General features: G+C 68.6%; 17 protein-coding genes. 7 read left to right on the forward strand and 10 right to left on the reverse strand.

Annotation, left to right across the window (positions count from 1 at the left end; translation table 11 throughout):
* Nucleotides 1-306: 306 nt before the first annotated feature.
* Complete coding sequence (locus QH196_RS05285; RefSeq protein WP_280414610.1) at nucleotides 307-876, reverse strand: NAD(P)H-dependent oxidoreductase; 570 nt, start codon at nucleotides 874-876, stop codon at nucleotides 307-309.
* Nucleotides 877-969: 93 nt separating this feature from the next.
* Here QH196_RS05285 and QH196_RS05290 point away from each other — a divergent pair, with 93 nt between their 5' ends.
* Together QH196_RS05290 and nadE are read left to right on the forward strand one after the other, a co-directional pair.
* Nucleotides 970-1,689 (forward strand): TetR/AcrR family transcriptional regulator, encoded by a 720-nt coding sequence (locus tag QH196_RS05290; protein WP_432279438.1) that lies wholly within the window; start codon nucleotides 970-972, stop codon nucleotides 1,687-1,689.
* 11 nt (nucleotides 1,690-1,700) lie between these two features.
* Complete coding sequence (nadE, locus tag QH196_RS05295) at nucleotides 1,701-2,525, forward strand: ammonia-dependent NAD(+) synthetase (protein WP_280414611.1); 825 nt, start codon at nucleotides 1,701-1,703, stop codon at nucleotides 2,523-2,525.
* 12 nt (nucleotides 2,526-2,537) lie between these two features.
* Here nadE and QH196_RS05300 read toward each other — a convergent pair whose 3' ends face one another.
* The 3 genes from QH196_RS05300 to QH196_RS05310 form a co-directional block, all read right to left on the reverse strand.
* A complete protein-coding gene (locus QH196_RS05300; protein WP_280414612.1) occupies nucleotides 2,538-2,912 on the reverse strand; it encodes an iron chaperone in 375 nt (124 codons plus the stop codon).
* A gap of 248 nt (nucleotides 2,913-3,160) precedes the next feature.
* A complete protein-coding gene (locus tag QH196_RS05305) occupies nucleotides 3,161-4,432 on the reverse strand; it encodes an RNA polymerase sigma factor (RefSeq protein ID WP_280414613.1) in 1,272 nt (423 codons plus the stop codon).
* Complete coding sequence (locus tag QH196_RS05310; RefSeq protein WP_280414614.1) at nucleotides 4,429-5,142, reverse strand: YciI family protein; 714 nt, start codon at nucleotides 5,140-5,142, stop codon at nucleotides 4,429-4,431. The genes QH196_RS05305 and QH196_RS05310 overlap by 4 nt, the downstream gene beginning before the upstream one ends.
* Before the next feature lie 191 nt (nucleotides 5,143-5,333).
* On the opposite strand from QH196_RS05310, the gene QH196_RS05315 reads away from it, so the two are divergent.
* Nucleotides 5,334-5,774 (forward strand): VOC family protein, encoded by a 441-nt coding sequence (locus QH196_RS05315; RefSeq protein ID WP_280414615.1) that lies wholly within the window; start codon nucleotides 5,334-5,336, stop codon nucleotides 5,772-5,774.
* Between the two features lie 12 nt (nucleotides 5,775-5,786).
* Here QH196_RS05315 and QH196_RS05320 read toward each other — a convergent pair whose 3' ends face one another.
* Both QH196_RS05320 and moaA read right to left on the reverse strand, forming a co-directional pair.
* Nucleotides 5,787-6,029: a MoaD/ThiS family protein gene (locus QH196_RS05320; RefSeq protein ID WP_280414616.1), complete on the reverse strand. Its 243-nt coding sequence runs from the start codon at nucleotides 6,027-6,029 to the stop codon at nucleotides 5,787-5,789.
* A complete protein-coding gene (moaA, locus tag QH196_RS05325) occupies nucleotides 6,022-7,080 on the reverse strand; it encodes a GTP 3',8-cyclase MoaA (RefSeq protein WP_280414617.1) in 1,059 nt (352 codons plus the stop codon). The genes QH196_RS05320 and moaA overlap by 8 nt, the downstream gene beginning before the upstream one ends.
* A 144-nt stretch (nucleotides 7,081-7,224) precedes the next feature.
* Between moaA and QH196_RS05330 the strand changes: the two genes are divergently transcribed.
* Genes QH196_RS05330 through QH196_RS05340 form a run of 3 tightly spaced genes read left to right on the forward strand, consistent with a single transcriptional unit; the run spans nucleotide 7,225 to nucleotide 10,260 of the window.
* The gene (locus QH196_RS05330) at nucleotides 7,225-8,448 is read left to right on the forward strand and encodes a molybdopterin molybdotransferase MoeA (protein WP_280414618.1); all 1,224 of its coding nucleotides are present in this window, start codon (nucleotides 7,225-7,227) and stop codon (nucleotides 8,446-8,448) included.
* Nucleotides 8,445-9,812, forward strand: a complete 1,368-nt coding sequence (moaCB, locus tag QH196_RS05335; protein ID WP_280414619.1) for a bifunctional molybdenum cofactor biosynthesis protein MoaC/MoaB — start codon at nucleotides 8,445-8,447, stop codon at nucleotides 9,810-9,812. Before QH196_RS05330 ends, moaCB begins: the two co-directional genes overlap by 4 nt.
* The gene (locus QH196_RS05340) at nucleotides 9,805-10,260 is read left to right on the forward strand and encodes a molybdenum cofactor biosynthesis protein MoaE (RefSeq protein ID WP_280414620.1); all 456 of its coding nucleotides are present in this window, start codon (nucleotides 9,805-9,807) and stop codon (nucleotides 10,258-10,260) included. The genes moaCB and QH196_RS05340 overlap by 8 nt, the downstream gene beginning before the upstream one ends.
* Nucleotides 10,261-10,267: 7 nt before the next feature.
* On the opposite strand, the gene QH196_RS05345 is transcribed toward QH196_RS05340, so the two are convergent.
* Complete coding sequence (locus QH196_RS05345) at nucleotides 10,268-11,308, reverse strand: CobW family GTP-binding protein (RefSeq protein WP_280414621.1); 1,041 nt, start codon at nucleotides 11,306-11,308, stop codon at nucleotides 10,268-10,270.
* Between the two features lie 233 nt (nucleotides 11,309-11,541).
* Here QH196_RS05345 and QH196_RS05350 point away from each other — a divergent pair, with 233 nt between their 5' ends.
* Nucleotides 11,542-11,910 carry a hypothetical protein gene (locus QH196_RS05350; protein ID WP_280414622.1) on the forward strand — a complete coding sequence of 123 codons (369 nt, stop codon included), beginning with the start codon at nucleotides 11,542-11,544 and terminating at the stop codon, nucleotides 11,908-11,910.
* 64 nt (nucleotides 11,911-11,974) lie between these two features.
* Here the strand turns inward: QH196_RS05350 and QH196_RS05355 are convergent, their stop codons facing one another.
* From QH196_RS05355 to QH196_RS05365, 3 genes are all read right to left on the reverse strand, one after another.
* Nucleotides 11,975-12,436: a PaaI family thioesterase gene (locus tag QH196_RS05355; protein ID WP_280414623.1), complete on the reverse strand. Its 462-nt coding sequence runs from the start codon at nucleotides 12,434-12,436 to the stop codon at nucleotides 11,975-11,977.
* A gap of 22 nt (nucleotides 12,437-12,458) precedes the next feature.
* Complete coding sequence (locus tag QH196_RS05360) at nucleotides 12,459-13,730, reverse strand: MFS transporter (protein ID WP_280414657.1); 1,272 nt, start codon at nucleotides 13,728-13,730, stop codon at nucleotides 12,459-12,461.
* Nucleotides 13,731-14,420: 690 nt separating this feature from the next.
* The gene (locus QH196_RS05365) at nucleotides 14,421-16,208 is read right to left on the reverse strand and encodes a GMC family oxidoreductase (RefSeq protein WP_280414624.1); all 1,788 of its coding nucleotides are present in this window, start codon (nucleotides 16,206-16,208) and stop codon (nucleotides 14,421-14,423) included.
* Nucleotides 16,209-16,287 lie beyond the last annotated feature (79 nt).

The raw sequence follows: 16,287 nt of genomic DNA on the forward strand, positions 1-16,287 counted from the left end.
GCAGCAGGGCCCCCCCCCCCAAAAAAAGGCCCCCCCCAAAACAAACCCCCCCCCCCCCAAAACCCCCCCCCCCACCCCCCCCCCCCCCACAAAAAAAAAAAAAAAACAAACACCAAAAAAAACAACACCCCCCAAAACACCCCCCCCCCCGCCGCCCCCCCCCCCCCCCCCCCCCCCCCCCCCCCCCCCCCCCCCCCCCCCCCCCCCCCCCCCCCCCCCCCCCCCCCGGGCCCCCCCCCTGCTGCAGAGCCGGAGGCACCGGCTTCCCGGCCCGCGAACGCGCACGGGCCCGCTTCACTCGTGCGATCAGGCGTCGACGAGTTCCCCACTCGCCGCGTTCACCAGCGCGCGCAGCGCCTCACCCAGTTCGCGCAGCGTCTCGGCGTCCTCACGCGGATGGTTCACACCGAAACGTTCACCCCAGGTCGCGAAGTGCAGATGCGCCTCGTCGACGATCTTGCCGCCGGCCACGCCCACCGTCTTGACCGCGTCGGCATGCGCCCACTTGGCGGCATTCGGGCTGATGGAACCGCTCAGGATTGCGACCGGCTTCTCATTGATCGCACCCGCACCGTAGGGCCGCGACAGCCAATCGACCGCGTTCTTCAGTACCGCGGGCAGCGTCCCGTTGTATTCCGGAGTGATCAGCAGCAGACCGTCGCTCGCACCCACCGCGTCGCGCAGGGCCTCGGCCGCAGCCGGAACCGAACCCGGTACATCGATATCCTCGTTGTAGAACGGAATATCGCCGATACCCTCGTACACGGAGACGTCGACGCCCTCCGGCGCGGTGCCGACCGAGGCCTCGGCGACCTGCTTACTGAAGGAAGCGCTACGAAGGCTGCCGAAGAGGACGACGATACGGGTCTGGCTCATATTCACTCCTGCGGTACTAGTTGTGTGATGATCGCACTGCCCAGATCAACCGGACCATGGTCCGCTACATTCCCCGGAGGCCCCTCCCCCGCCGTGAACTACGACACACCCTGCCCGGGCCCGGCGGACGACCCGCGCCCCGGCGACACGCCCCGGCCGTACCCGGCGGACGAACTCCATACCGCGCCGATCCGGCCGGCCCACCGGGTCGGCCCACAGCTGCCCGGCACCACCGAACCCGCCGAACGCGCCGACGCCGCCCGCAACCGGCGACGACTGCTCGACGCCGCCCGCGAACTCGTGCGCGAACACGGCGTGGACGCGCTCACCATGGACGCCCTGGCCAAACGCGCCGGTGTCGGCAAAGGCACCGTATTCCGCCGCTTCGGCAGCCGCACCGGCCTCATGTACGCGCTCCTGGACCATTCCGAAACCCTGGCGCAGGAAGCGTTCATCTTCGGCCCGCCGCCGCTGGGCCCCGGAGCCCCACCGATGGACCGGCTCATCGCCTTCGGGCGGACCCGGCTGCTCGATATCGAAGTGGAGGGCGAACTGCATCGGGCAGCAGAACTGGGATCCCCGGAACGGCACTATTCGAGCCAGCCCTACCGGGTGCTGAAAACCCACGTGGCGATGCTGCTCCGCGAAGCGGACACACCCGGCGACAGCGGCCTGCTGGCCGATGCGCTCCTGGGCGTCCTGGCCGCCGGACTCGTGCTGCATCAGCTGCGCACCCTCGGCTACACGCGCGAACAGATCGCCGCCAACTGGGAAGCCATGGTTCGCCGGGTCGCCGGACCGGCGGCGCAGTAGAGTGATCCGGCATGGGAAACGTGCGTGATCAGATCATCGCCGAGCTGGGTGTACAGCCGAGTATCGAACCCAAGGACGAGGTGCGGCGCCGCGTCGATTTCCTGAAGGACTATCTGCGCGCCACGCCCGCAAAGGGTTTCGTATTGGGTATCAGCGGTGGTCAGGACAGCGCACTCGCCGGGCGCCTGTGCCAGCTGGCCGCCGAGGAACTGCGCGCCGACGGCGCCGAAGCGCGTTTCGTCGCGGTCCGCCTGCCCTACGGCGTGCAAGCCGACGAGTCCGACGCCCGGGTCGCCATGACCTTCGTCGCGCCCGACGAATCCGTGGTGGTCAACGTCCGTCCCGGCGCGAACGCGGTGGCGGCCGAGGTGGCTTCGGCACTGAAGATCGGTAAATTACGCGATTTCGTGCGCGGCAACATCAAGGCGCGAGAGCGGATGGTGATCCAATACGCCATCGCCGGCCAGGAGAACCTCCTGGTGATCGGCACCGATCACGCGGCCGAGGCGGTCACCGGGTTCTTCACGAAATACGGTGACGGTGGTGTGGACCTCACCCCGCTCACCGGCCTCACCAAACGCCAGGGCGCCGCCCTGCTTCAAGAACTCGGCGCACCGTCGCGACTGTGGTCGAAGGTGCCGACCGCCGACCTCGAGGACGACCGCCCGGCCCTGCCCGACGAGGAAGCGCTCGGCCTGCGCTACAGCGAAATCGACGACTACCTCGAGGGTAAGGACGTGACGACCGCGGTGGCGGAGCGGATCGAATCGATCTTCCACAACACCCGGCACAAGCGGACCGTGCCGGTCACCCCACTCGACGACTGGTGGCGCTGACCCGACGCCCGCTCAGCACACCCGGCCGCCGGGCTCGGCGGCGACGGCTCGCAGCAGGTCGCGGACCAGCTCTACGTCCGGGCCCGCCGAACCGCGGAAACGCAGGCAGCCCTTGCCCGTATCCTGACCGGCCAGTCGTGGCGCGAAGGCTTCCCGGACGTCCTCGCGCATGAGGTAGAACGACAGATAGTTGCGCTGCACGGCAAACGCGATCTCGCTCTTGCCGCTGTACTGGTAGTTGGGCATTCCATAGGCCATGACCTCGGAATAGCTCGTGAGTTCGGTCCGGCACAGGTCCCGCAGGACGGTCGCGTGTGCCCGCCTGTCGTCGGGGAGTCCGGCCAGGTAGGTGTCGACATCGGCTGCCGTGCTCTTCACCACGGGCATACCCTAACGCCGCGCAAGGACCGGTTGCGCGAGAAGGCCGAGGTAGCGCCGGGGCCGCCGCCGTTCGCGCGTCCGGAGGCTCGGCGCCCACCGAGCCCGGGACATCGAGCGTGTCCTCGACCCGCTCGGCGGGCAGAGCGGCGGAGTGCGATATCAGCGACCATCACACCGGACGGCACCTCCCCGCTCGACATTGCGGGCAGGAGATTCCTGCGCACCGAGTAGTAGCGCCCCACGCGCACCGGCATCTAAGCACCAGGCCCCTCGGCCCGGCACATGTGCTCGACCTCGGCCAGCCGACGGTGCAGATATCCGCGCGCGGCATCGTTTCCGGTGGCCACCAGGGCGATCCGGTAATTCTGTGCGGCCTCGGTGAAGCGTCCGGCTCGGCGGTACAGGTCGGCACGTGAGGCCGCTATCGGCTGTCCATCCGCCACCCGGCTACCGTCCGCGACCTCCTCCAGCGCCCGCAGACCCGCCTCCGGGCCGTCACGGAAGCCCACCGCGACGGCTCGGTTCACCCGGGCCGCGGGTGACGGCGTGTAGCCGAGTAGTTCGTCGTAGGCCGCGACAATCGCAGTCCAGTCGGTGGCCGCCCAGGTCGGTGCGACGGCGTGCGCCGCCGCGATCCGGGCCTGCGCCAGGTACGGCCCGCCGCCCTCGGCCGCTACCAGCAGACAGTTCAGCCCGGCCCGGATCGCCTGGCGATCCCACCGGCCGCGGTCCTGCTCCTCCAGCGGGATCAATTCGCCGTCGTCACCCCGACGTTGCGAGCGGCGGCTGTCGGTCAGCAGCATGAGGGCGAGCAGCCCGTGCGCCTCGGCCCGCACGGCCCGCTCCTCGACCGGTAACAGCCCGCACAGCAGCCGCCCGACCCGCAGCGCCTCGTCACACAGTTCGTCACGCACCGCCGCGGGGCCGGCGGTCGCGAAGTAGCCCTCGGTGAACAGCAGATACACCACCGCGAGCACCGTCGGCGCCCGTTCCGGCAGCAGATGTGCGGGCGGGACCCGCAACGGTATCCCGGCGTGCCGGATCTTGGCCTTCGCGCGGCTGATCCGCTGCGCCACCGTCGCCTCGGATTGCAGGAAGGCCCGGGCGATCTCGGCGGTCCGCAGACCGCACACCAGCCGCAGCGTCAACGCCACCCGCGATTCGGGCGCGAGTGCGGGATGACAGCAGGTGAAAATCATCCGCAGCTGGTCGTCGGGCAATTCGCTCACCTCGATATCCGCGGGGCCCGGTGCCGTCAGTACGGCCTCGTGTTCCTTACCGTGGCGCGCGGACTCCCGGCGCAGCCGGTCCAGGGCGCGCCGGCGGGCGGTCGTGGTGATCCAGGCGCCCGGATTCGCCGGGGCACCATCGCGGTCCCAGGTACGCAACGCGATGGCGAACGCCTCCTGGACCGCGTCCTCGGCCAGATCGATATCACCGGTGAACCGGGCGAGGGTGGCCACCGCGCGGCCGAACTCGGCCCGGTACACGCCATCGAGATCGACCGCCGGCCGCGCCGCGCTCATGCTCCGAGATTCACCACCTGCCGGACCTCCGTGCCGCCGCCCGGCCCGATCGGAATCTTCGCGGCGATCTCGGTAGCGGCGCGGCGATCCGGCGCGGTGAACAGGTACAGGCCGGCCACCACCTCCGCTGTTTCGGTGAAAGGTCCATCGGTGAGCAGCGGTGGACCGTCGGTGCCGCGCACGGTGGTCGCGGTGGACGGCGGTTGCAGGGCGCCGCCGCCGCGCAGCACCGCCCCGACCCCCTCACCGAACCGCTCGTGCTCGGCGACCGCGGCATCCCACTCCGGCGTCCCCGGCGTGAGCGCCGAATCCGCCTGCTCCCACAGCAGCGCCATCCACCAGTCCGCTCCCGGCTCGTCATGCGGCAACCACTGGACCAGCGGACGGAGTTCGACCGACCCCGTCGCCACCGCCGGTAGCTGCCGGACGAGATCTGTCGCCGCATCCAGGTCGGGCACATCGAACACATAGAACCCACCGACCACCTCGGCGTGCTCGGCGAACGGCCCATCGGTGACCAACGTGTCCGTGCCACCCTGCCGTATCGTCACGGCGTCCGCCGACGGATACAGCGCGGCCCCGCCCGCGATCACTTCGGCGACCCGGGCGTCGAACGCCGCGTACTGCGCGACCTCCGCGTCGAACTCCGCCGTGCCCGGTTGCGCCACGGCCTCGCCCTCGTCCCCGGTCAGCAATGCCAGGTAATACATATCGCCATCCTTCCGCTTCGGTGAGGAGCCCGATACCCCTCTCACCAAAACGACGAGCGGGGATGCCGATCTTCGACAGAGCCGGAGAATCTCCCGGCAAATCACGACAGGAGATGTCGTGCTTTGCCGAGACCATGATCAGACGACCGGCGGACAGCCCGAGCGGTCGCGGCGACAGGAGAGGATTCCCCATGGGATCTCAGATCAACCCGTGCATCACATTCGACGGCAACGCGCGACAGGCCATGGAGTTCTACCAGCAGGTCTTCGGCGGCGAACTCGAACTGGGAACCGTCGCGGACTTCGGTTCGCCGGACGCACCCGACGCCGACAAGATCATGCACTCCCGCCTCGACACTCCCGCCGGCTACACGCTGATGGCGTGGGACTTCCCTGACAACAGGCCAGGCCACCCGCCATATCGCCCGGGCAACAACGTCGCACTCTTCCTGAGCGGCGAGGACGACAGCGAACTGCGCACCTCTTTTCAGCGGCTCTCGGAAGGCGGCACCGTCACGCTGCCGCTGGAAAGGCAGGTCTGGGGTGACGTGGCGGGCTCGGTCGTCGACCGGTTCGGGATCACCTGGATGGTCAACATCAGCGTCGGCGCCACTGATCGGCAGCCGCTCTGAACGTCCGGACCACTAACCGCCGGCGAAAGGTGGGAGGACGTCGACGCGAGGAGTGAGGGCGACCGTGGTGTCGCGGGTCAGTTCGTCGCCCACCAGGTAGGCGCAGACGGCGAGCATCTTGTCGAGGTCCGGGCCGTAGGTGGCGGCGAGGCGGGTGCGCAGGTCGGCGACGGTGGCGCCGGGCGGAAGGTCCAGGGTTTCGGCATCCTTGCCGACCGCGTCGGCGATGGCGGCGAAATAGCGGACCTCAACCACCTATTGCTCCCATCGTGCGTTCCGGTGGGACGAAGTCCGCGGCATCGATACCGTGACCCGCCCATTTCTGCCACATGGCGCCACGCCACAGCTGCGCCAGCTCCTCGTCGCTCGCGCCCGCGCGGAGCACGCCGCGCAGATCGAACTCCTGATCACTGAACAGGCAGGATCGGAGCATACCGTCGGCGGTGAGGCGGGTGCGGTCGCAGGTATCGCAGAATTTGCGGGTGACCGAGGCGATGATGCCGACGGTGGCGGGCCCGCCGTCGACCAGCCAGGTTTCGGCGGGGGCGGACGGGTCTTCGCGGCCGGCGGCGGTGAGCCGGTAACGGGTGCCGAGCACATCGAGCAGTTCGGCGGCGGTGACCATATTGGCCCGCGCCCATTCGTGGTCGGCGTCCAGCGGCATCTCCTCGATGAACCGCAGTTCACAGCCCTCGTCGAGACACCAGCGCAGCAGGTCGGGGGCGCCGTCGAGGGTTTCCCGCATGAGCACCGCGTTCACCTTCACCGGCGCCAATCCGGCCGCGCCCGCGGCCCGGATCCCGGACAGTGCCGATTCCAGCCGGTCGCGGCGGGTGAGCCGGGCGAAACCGGCGCGGTCGACGGTGTCCAGGGAGATATTGACCCGGCTCAGGCCGGCTTCGGCCAGCCCGGCCGCGCGATGGCGCAATCCGATCCCGTTCGAGGTCATCGCCAGCGGGATCTCCGGGGCGGCGGTATGGCAGCCGGCCACGATCTCCTCCAGATCGCGCCGCATCAGCGGTTCCCCGCCGGTGAAGCGGACCTCGCGAATCCCCAGCTCACGCACCGCAAGAGTGACCAGCCGGACGATTTCGCGCGCGGTGAGCAGCTCTTCCTGCGGTATCGCGGGCAGCCCCTCTTCGGGCATGCAGTAGGTACAGCGCAGCGAACATTTCTCGGTAATGGAAACCCGCAGGTCGCGTGCGGTGCGGCCGAAGCGGTCCACCAGCAGCGGTGTTTCCGGACGCCCATCCAGCGAGGGGCGCCCGGACCGCACTGTGGGTATCCCCATATCGACCAGCGTCACCCCACCATTATGGACGCCGGGCCGCCACACGCACCCCTCCTGCGCCGGATCGCTCCATATTGCCCGGCCCATGCGCCGCGTGGGCGTGGCGGACGGCGGGCGATACGGCGACGCGGGCCCGGCCGCCGCCATTAGTCTGAGCGCATGATCTCTCGGCCCGCCAGTCCCCCGGTCCGGTCGGCGGACGACTACCGCGACACCATCGAACAACTGTTGCGCCCACTCGCCGCCCGGCCGGTCGATACGGTGCCGGTGACCGAAGCGCTCGGCCGGCAACTGGCCGCGGATATGCATGCGCCGATCGATCTGCCGGTGTTCCGGAATTCGGCGATGGACGGTTATGCGGTCCGGGCACAGGATGTGGCCACGACACCCGTCGATCTGCCGCTCACCGGTGTCGTGGCCGCCGGCGACCCCGGCCTGCAGCCACTCACCCCCGGTACGGCACGCAAAGTGATGACCGGAGCACCGCTGCCGCCGGGCGCGGACTGCGTGGTTCCGGTGGAGGATACAACCGCCGGCGCCGATACCGTCCGGATCGAACGCGGGCGGTCGGCCGGCGACTTCGTCCGGGAACCCGGCAGCGATGTGCGCGCGGGCGCCGAACTGGTCACCGCCGGCACGACCCTCGCGCCCCGGCATATCGCGGCATGCGCCGCGGCCGGGCTGGCACAGCTGCCGGTTTTCGCGCCCGTGCGGGCGGTCGTCATCAGTACCGGCGACGAACTGGTCGCGCCGGGCAACCCGCTGCGACCCGGCCAGATCTACAACTCGAACGGTATCGCGCTGGCCGCGGCGCTCACCGCCAACGGTGTCGAGGTCGTCGCGATCCAGCACAGTGGTGACGATCCCGGCCACTTCCGGCAACTGCTCCGCACCGCCGCCTCGACGGCCGATCTGGTGATCACCACCGGCGGTGTCTCCAAGGGCGATTTCGAAGTAGTGCGGGAAGTGCTGATCCCGCTGGGCGGCGATTTCGGTGCGGTGGCCATGCAGCCGGGCGGACCACAGGGCCTGACCGTGGTGGACGGTGTCCCCGTGCTCAGTTTTCCGGGAAACCCGGTAAGCGCGGTGGTGTCGTTCGAGGTGCTCGCCCGCCCGATCCTGCGCCGGCTGGCGGGGCTGGAGCCGGCACCGGAATACGAACTTCCGCTGCTCGGCCCGGTCCGCCGCTCGCCGGAGGGGCGGCGGCAGTTCCTGCGCGGCAAACTGGTGTGGAAGGGTTCGCAGCCGCGTGCGGTGGACGTGGTTTCCGGGCCCGGATCGCATCTGGTGGCGAGTATGGCGGCGGCCGATGTGCTGATCGATATCCCGGCGGCGGTTACCGAACTTCCGGCCGGAGCGACTGTGCGAGTGTGGACGTTATGAGCGAATTGTCGCATGTGGATTCCGCGGGCCGGGCCCGCATGGTGGATGTGAGTGCCAAGGCCGACACCACCCGGATCGCCGTGGCCGGTGGGGAACTGCACACCACCCCTGAAGTGGTCGCGCTGGTACGTGCCGACGATATGCCGAAGGCCGATGTGCTGGCCACCGCCCGGCTGGCCGGTATCGCGGCAGCGAAGAAAACCTCCGAACTGATTCCGCTGTGCCACCAGCTCGCACTGTCCTCGGTGAAGGTCGAATTCGGCTTCACCGACTCCGCGATCACGATCGAGGCATCGGCCAAGACCACCGGCCCGACCGGAGTGGAGATGGAAGCCCTGACAGCGGTCGCGGTCGCCGGGCTCACCTTGCACGACATGGTGAAGGCCGTGGACCCGGCGGCCGTGCTGAACGGAGTCCGGCTGCTCACCAAAGAGGGCGGGAAACGGGGTCGCTGGACCCGCCCCGACACTCCCCCGGCCATGGGCGCGCAGCCTGATACATCCGCCGCGTCCGGCGGCGACGCCGTCCCGACCATGACCCCACCCGCATTCACTCCCGGCAGCGGCGCCGGTGCGCACGCCGAAGGCGGTAGCTCCGATGTACTCGCACCGGAGGACGTCCGGGAACGCGACTCGGGCACCTCGGCCCCCGGCGACGACGCGCACGAAGGCACCGCGGGTAGCGAGTCCCGCGTACAGCCGTCGGGCAGCTCTCATACTCCGAGCGCGGGCCGCGATCCGCACACACGCGAACGAAACTTCGGCACCGCCTCTTCCGATGCGAACGGCGGAACGCTTGCCCCCGGGGGCGCCCTCGCACGCCCGTCCGGCGGCGAAACGACCGGCACAGCCGTAGTGGTGGTCGCGTCCACCGGGGCGGCGGCGGGGACGCGGACCGATACCACCGGACCGCATCTGGTGTCGTGGTTGCGGGGGCTCGGGTATTCCACGCGCGACCCGCTGGTCTACGCGGACGCCGATATCGCCGAGGGGCTGGCCGAGGCGCTGCGCCCCGCACCGGACCTGGTGGTGACTACCGGGGGAACCGGTGCGGCGCCGTCGGACCGGACACCGGAAGCGACGGCGGCCGTGCTGGACCGGGAACTGCCCGGGGTGGCCGAGGCCATCCGGCAGCGGGGTACCGCGAAATTCCCGCTCGCGGCGTTGAGCCGGGGTGTCGCGGGGCTGGCCGGACGGTCGGTGGTGGTGAATCTGCCCGGCTCACCGGGTGGTGTGAAAGACGGTATCGCGGTGCTCGAACCGCTGCTGGGGCATCTGCTCGCGCAGGTGGCGGGCGGCGGGGCACACGAGGGCGGCCAGGGGGCACCGCGGGCCGAGAGGGGAAACGAGAGCGCTCATGCCTGAAGAATCTGCACAGCTTCCTGGCGGGACCGGCGAGGTCCGGCTTGCCGAAATCAGCGACGGGCCGTTGGATCCCGCTGTCGTGGACGCCGCGGTCCGGGGGCCGAGTTTCGGTGCGGTCGTCGTATTCACCGGATTGGTCCGCGATCATGATGGCGGGCAGGCGGTTTCGGCGCTGGAGTATTCGGCGCATCCGCAGGCGACCCGTTTCCTGCGCGAATGCTGCGCCGCGATAGCGGAATCCACGGGCCTTCCGGTGGCGGCCGTGCACCGGGTCGGGGATCTGGCGGTGGGCGATCTGGCCATCGTCACGGCGGTGGCGGCGCCGCATCGCGCCGAGGCGTTCGCGGCGTGTTCGGCGCTGGTGGACCGGATCAAACACGAGGTGCCGATCTGGAAGCGGCAGATGTTCGCCGACGGTATGTCGGAATGGGTGAACGCCTGCGGTTGACCGCGGTTCAGACGGTGCTTTCCACGGGAATGTAGCGCCAGAGCCCGAGCATGGTCTGTTCGTCGAGCGGTTCCGCGTCGGTGTGCACGGTTTCGCGTAACCGTTCGTGTGCCGCGCCGGTATCCAGGTCGGTGCCGATCAGCACCAGTTCGGTGTTCCGGGCGCGAGAGCGGCGGGCCGGTTCCAGGGTGATGGCCCGGCCCACCAGGTGCACGACGTACGGCCCGGACTCCGCTACCGCGAACGATACGAAACCTTTGGCGCGGAACAACCCCGGTGGCGGATTCTCCAGGAATTCGATGAGCCGGCGGGGATGCAGTCCGGTGGTAGTGGTGAACACCGTGCTGGTGTAGTCGTCGTGCAGATGACGGTGCGCGTCGCCGTCGGGGTCCGCGTCGTGGTCGTGCAGGAGTTCGTCCAGGCTCAGTTGTTCGCCTATCCGCGGAGTGTCACGGTTGCGGGGGTCGAACAACAAGCCTGGGTCGATGCGGCCGCGGGTGGTGGCGTACACCGGGACTCCTTCGGTGATCGCCGTGATCTCCGACCGCATTCGCGTTGCCTCGTCTGCGCCGAGCCGATCGACCTTGTTGAGGATCACCAGATCCGCCAGCCGTAGGTGGCTCACCAGTTCCGGATGCCGGTCGCGGGTGGTCGCGAATTCGGCGGCGTCGACCACTTCGAGCAGACCGCCGTAACGGATGCGGGGGTTCGCACTGCCCACCACCATCCGCACCAGATTGCGCGGTTCGGCCAGCCCGCTGGCCTCCACCACGATCACATCGATCCCGGCCCGAGGATCGGTCAACCGGGTGAAGAGTTCGTCGAGTTCGGCGACGTCCACGGCGCAGCATACGCAGCCGCTGCCCACCGACACCATCGCGTCGACCTGCCCGGCCACCAGCATCGCGTCGATGTTGACGGCGCCGAAATCGTTGACCACCACACCGATCCGGGTGCCCCGGTTGTTGTGCAGCAGACCGTTGAGCAGGGTGGTCTTCCCGGCGCCCAGGAATCCGGCCACGATCACCACGGGTATGCGCTCAGCCACCCGACCACCTTACTGAGTCGGCTCCGGCCATCGGCAGCCCGCCATCGGTGAGGAGAATTGATTATGTTTCAAATTCCCTGTTGTCCGGAATTCCCGTTCACCGGACTTTCTTTCGTGGAATACGGGAAAAATTCCGCATTCCCAGAAATCGGCATGGGAATTCTGGTAAACGTGCCGGGGAGATCGGGGAATCTCGGAATACAAATCGGAACAGAATTACCTAGGAGTACCGGATGCGTGCACCTACGTTGCCGGCCGCCGTGGCACTGCTGTCGGCGGCGATCTTGCTGGGCAGCGGTAGCGCGGCGGCCCAACCCGCCGATGTCATCCCGAACGACGGCGTCTACCGGGTCGGTGTGGATATCCGACCCGGCGTCTGGGAATCACCCGGACCCGTGGACCCCGCCCAGGGTTGCGATTGGCGGCGACTGTGGCGGATCGAGGGCGACAACACGAATATGCAGTACATCATCGAGAACAACTACACGAAGCTCGGCCCGATCCGGGTCACTGTGAAACCGTCCGACGCCGGTTTCCTCACCCGGAATTGCGGACCGTGGCGGATGGTGCCGCCCGCCCCTACGGGTTCCGCCGGTTTCTGAACCCTGAAACGACGAAGCCCGGTCCCCTGCCCTGGGAACCGGGCTCGCCGGGTGCTGCGGTCGATCAGGCGTGTGCGCGCAGCTGATACAGCCCCTCGGTTTCGGCGACGACGACGCCGTCGACATCGGTGAGCACCGCGCGCAGCGTGAAATCGGCCTTACCGTTCGCCTCGGCCTCCGCGCTGACCCGCTCGATCTCGGCGTCGGTCAGCGTCGCCTCCGCCCGCACGGCCGTGGTGGCGGGCCGGCGGAAACCGATCCGCAGATCCTTCACCAGCGGGTAGAACTTCGCGGTATCGAAACTGGCCACGGCAATGGCACCACCCAGGATCTCGCCCACGGTGAACAGCACCCCCGCGTACATGACACCGAAATGGTTACCGTTGCCCTCCGCGGGCACGGTGGCCGCGGCAAAGCCGGGCCGGACCTCCTCGGCGTGCACACCCATCCGGTGGGCGACCGGGATGGTGTGCTCCAGCGCCGAGTTCACGATCTCGGCGACGGGCGGGTTGCGGGTATCGCTCATGGCAGGACGAGCCCTTCCGGGGTCACGCGACGGATTGTTTCTCCGTGGCCGAATGGTGCGGATCGGCGTCCGGTACCTCGGTTCCGCGCAGCGACGTACCCGCAGTCTCCCGGAGGAACGCCCAGGCGACCAGGCCGACCAGCGCGGCACCCGTCATGTAGAGAGCAGGGAACAGGCTCCAGCCGGTGCCTTCGATCACCGCCTCGTTCACCAGCGGTGCGGTACCACCGAAAGCGGCCGTGGACACGTTGTAGCCGAGCGCGAAACCGGCATAGCGGACATGGGTCGGGAAAATCGCCGGGAAGGTCGCGCTGATGGTCGACAGCTGCGGTACGTACAGCAGGCCCAGCACCACGAAGCCGAGGATCGCGAAGCCGGTGCCCTGACCCATCAGCCAGTACATCGGCACGGACAGCACCGCGAGACCCACCAGCGAGAACAACCACATGGGCCGGCGGCCGACCCGGTCGGAGAGACGACCGAAGAACGGCACGCACAGCATCATGATGACCTGGCCGATCAGCATCATCGCCGTGGTGGTGGATTCCCCGAGACCGATGGTGTTCTGCAGATAGGTCGGCTGGTAGGTGAGCAGCGTGTAGTTCGCCACGTTCAGCGCCACCACGAGACCGAACAGGATCAGCACCTCACGCCAGTACGTGGTGAGCAGGATCCGCAGCCCGCTTTCGGGATGCTCCTTCTCGTTCACCTCGGTGAAGACCGGGGATTCGTCGAGCCGGGTCCGCAGATACCAGCCGATGGCGCCCAGCGGGATCGCGATCAGGAACGGAATCCGCCAGCCCCAGTCGTGCATCGCATCGGAACCGAGGATCAACTGGCACAACAGCACGACCGCCGAGCCCCCGACGAACCCGCCGAGCGTGCCGAATTCCAGGAAACTGCCGAAGAAACCGCGCTTCTTGTCACTGGCGCATTCGGCCAGGTAGGTCGCGGCACCGCCGTATTCACCGCCGGTCGAGAACCCCTGCACCACCCGCAGCAGGATCAGCAGGATCGGCGCGAGCACCCCCACCTGGCCGTGTGTGGGCAGAACACCGATCAGACCGGTGGCGGCGGCCATCAGCAGGATGGTGGTGGCCAGGACCACCTTGCGACCCACCCGATCGCCGAGCGGCCCCCACACCATGCCGCCGAGCGGACGCAGGACGAACGACACCGCGAACCCGAGCATGGTGCCCAGGGTTCCGAGATCACCGGGGAAGAACGCGTCGGTGAGGTAAGTGGCGGTTGCGGCGTAGACGCCGTAGTCGAACCATTCGGTGGCGTTACCCATGGCCGAGGCCGCCACCGACCTCTTGAGATGGGGCGACTCCTGCGGTTTCTCGAGGTGTGCCCCGTCCGAACTCTTCTCCAGTTGTGGTGTGTCCGGCTGCTGCTCCGTCACGGTCAGTCCTCTCCGGCGTGCGCGGCCAAGTCGGCCCGGCCGACCCATAACGTCGCGCCCGCCGGCGACCGGGTTCCGGCGAGTATCGACCTCAAACCGTTACCCGGGATTTGCCCTGGGTAAACGCGGACCAGCTCCGAACCCACCGGACCAATGGCTTTGATCAGCTATTTCCCAGCTTATGTGAAGGCGGTCACGCCTGCCCTCTCCAGGCCGCCGACGCACCGGGAAAGAAAGGCGCGCAGAGCCGGCCGCGAGGTGCGCGGCCGGCTCTCACGGACTGGACGGCGAGGGTGTGCACCGGCACCCGGGACGGACCGACAACGACGTGCACCAGCACCCCGGACCGAACAACAACGACATCCACCAGCACCCCGGACCGAACAACGACATCCACCAGCACCCGGGACCGGGCAGCGAGGGGTATGCGCGGGCTCACTGGACGGAACGGCGACAGGGCACGCCGGCTCCCGGGACCGAGCGGCGACCATGTACGCCGGCTCCCGGGACTGGGCAGCGGGGGTGTGCGCCGGCTCCCGCGTAAGCGAGCAGCGAGGGCGTGCGCGCGCCCTGTGTCGATCAGTGGGCCTGTTCCCCCGCGGCGACCTCCGGGCGCTCGCGGTGCTTCACCTCCACCAACGGCAGGCGCAGCGCAGCCGGCGCCGAGGCGGGAACCACGGGGGCGACCGGCTCCACCGGCGCGATCCGCCGATACGGCGACCCCAGCGGCGGCCGCGGATCGGCCTCCCCCTTGTTCGGCCACAGTGCGACAGCCCGCTCGGACTGCGCGGTGATGGTGAGTGAGGGATTCACACCGAGGTTCGCCGAAATGGTCGAACCGTCGATCACGTGCAGGCCGGGGTATCCGTAGAGCCGCTGGTAGGGGTCGACCACCCCGGATTCGGGGGTGTCGCCGATCACGCAGCCGCCGATGAAATGGCCGGTCATCGGAATATTGAAAACGCTGCTGACCGGCCCGCCGGGGGTTCCGTCGATTTTGCCGGCGACCCGGCGCCCCACCTCGTGCCCGGCGGGAATCCAGGTCGGGTTGGGGGCACCTTCGCCCTGTCGTGTGGTCATCTTGCGCTTGAACAGGCCGCGTTTGGTGTATGTGGTGATCGAATTGTCCACCGACTGCATCACCAGCAGGCCGATCGACTGCTCCGACCAGTGCCGCGGATTCTGCAGATGCGGCATATCGCGACGATGCCGCCACATCTCCCGCAACCAGAGCCGCCGCTTGGACACCCCCGGCTCCTCGCTCACCATGATGCTGCCCAGCAGCGCGATCACATTACTGCCCTTGCCGTAGCGCACGGGCTCGACATGGGTATCGGCGTCCGGGTGGATCGACGAGGTGATCGCCACCCCCTTGGTGAAATCGTTGTCCGCCACCCGGCTGCGGATGGCGAGCAGTTCCTCGGAATTGGTGCGCGAGAGGAACCCGAGCCGGCCGGAGATATCGGGCAGCGACCCGGCATCACGCAATGTGTGCAGTAGCCGCTGGGTGCCCAGCGATGCCGCCGAGAAGATCACCTGTTCGGCGGTGTAGGTGGTGCGCTTCTTGCGCATCCACCGGCCCGTGGCCACGGTCTGGACCGCGTACCCGCCGTCCGGCAGCGGTTTCACGTCGGTGACGGTACGCAACGGATGCACCACCGCACCCGCCTGCTCGGCCAGGTAGAGGTAATTCTTCACCAGCGTGTTCTTGGCGTTGTGCCGGCAGCCGGTCATACATTCGCCGCAGTGGGTGCAGGAGCGCCGCGCCGGGCCGGCCCCGCCGAAGAACGGATCCTCGACCTCCTCGCCGGGCCGGGCGCCCGGGCCGCCGAAGAACACACCGACCGGGGTCCGCTGATACGTATCGGCGACCCCCATCTCCTCGGCGACCTCACGCAACACCCGGTCGCTCGGGGTGGTGGCCGGGTTGGTGGTCACGCCCAGCATGCGTTTGGCCTGGTCGTAGTAGGGCCCGAGCTCGTCCTTCCAGTCGGTGATATGCGCCCACGGCCCGTCGCGGAAGAATTTCTCCGGCGGCTCGTAGAGCGTGTTCGCGTAGACGAGGGAACCACCGCCGACCCCCGACCCGGCCATGATCAGGGTGTCCTTCAACAGCGCCAGCCGCTGGATACCGAAACACCCGAGGTAGGGAGCCCACAGGTACTGCCTGGCACGCCAGGACGTTTTCGCGAATTCGTCGTCGGCGAAACGGCGCCCGGCCTCGAGAACACCGACCCGGTACCCCTTCTCGGTCAACCGCAGGGCGCTCACACTGCCGCCGAATCCGGAGCCGATGACGAGTACGTCGTAGTCGAAGGTCTGGCCGGGCCCGGCGTCGGTGCCGGGATTCGTTGCGGAACTGGACATTCTTCCGAGACTATGGCCTGGGTCACCCCGCAGGGAACACACCCGCGGTCAGGAAATCGGCTTTTTCGGCCAACTCGGT

Origin of the sequence: Nocardia carnea, assembly GCF_029868325.1 — a bacterium.
GTDB lineage: Bacteria > Actinomycetota > Actinomycetes > Mycobacteriales > Mycobacteriaceae > Nocardia > Nocardia carnea_C.

Coding starts and splice junctions, on each gene's coding strand:
- QH196_RS05285 (WP_280414610.1), bottom strand. CDS start 876: ATGAGCCAGACCCGTATCGTCGTCCTCTTCGGCAGCCTTCGTAGCGCT.
- nadE (WP_280414611.1), top strand. CDS start 1,701: ATGGGAAACGTGCGTGATCAGATCATCGCCGAGCTGGGTGTACAGCCG.
- QH196_RS05300 (WP_280414612.1), bottom strand. CDS start 2,912: ATGCCCGTGGTGAAGAGCACGGCAGCCGATGTCGACACCTACCTGGCC.
- QH196_RS05305 (WP_280414613.1), bottom strand. CDS start 4,432: ATGAGCGCGGCGCGGCCGGCGGTCGATCTCGATGGCGTGTACCGGGCC.
- QH196_RS05310 (WP_280414614.1), bottom strand. CDS start 5,142: ATGTATTACCTGGCATTGCTGACCGGGGACGAGGGCGAGGCCGTGGCG.
- QH196_RS05315 (WP_280414615.1), top strand. CDS start 5,334: ATGGGATCTCAGATCAACCCGTGCATCACATTCGACGGCAACGCGCGA.
- QH196_RS05330 (WP_280414618.1), top strand. CDS start 7,225: ATGATCTCTCGGCCCGCCAGTCCCCCGGTCCGGTCGGCGGACGACTAC.
- moaCB (WP_280414619.1), top strand. CDS start 8,445: ATGAGCGAATTGTCGCATGTGGATTCCGCGGGCCGGGCCCGCATGGTG.
- QH196_RS05340 (WP_280414620.1), top strand. CDS start 9,805: ATGCCTGAAGAATCTGCACAGCTTCCTGGCGGGACCGGCGAGGTCCGG.
- QH196_RS05350 (WP_280414622.1), top strand. CDS start 11,542: ATGCGTGCACCTACGTTGCCGGCCGCCGTGGCACTGCTGTCGGCGGCG.
- QH196_RS05355 (WP_280414623.1), bottom strand. CDS start 12,436: ATGAGCGATACCCGCAACCCGCCCGTCGCCGAGATCGTGAACTCGGCG.
- QH196_RS05360 (WP_280414657.1), bottom strand. CDS start 13,730: ATGGGTAACGCCACCGAATGGTTCGACTACGGCGTCTACGCCGCAACC.
- QH196_RS05365 (WP_280414624.1), bottom strand. CDS start 16,208: ATGTCCAGTTCCGCAACGAATCCCGGCACCGACGCCGGGCCCGGCCAG.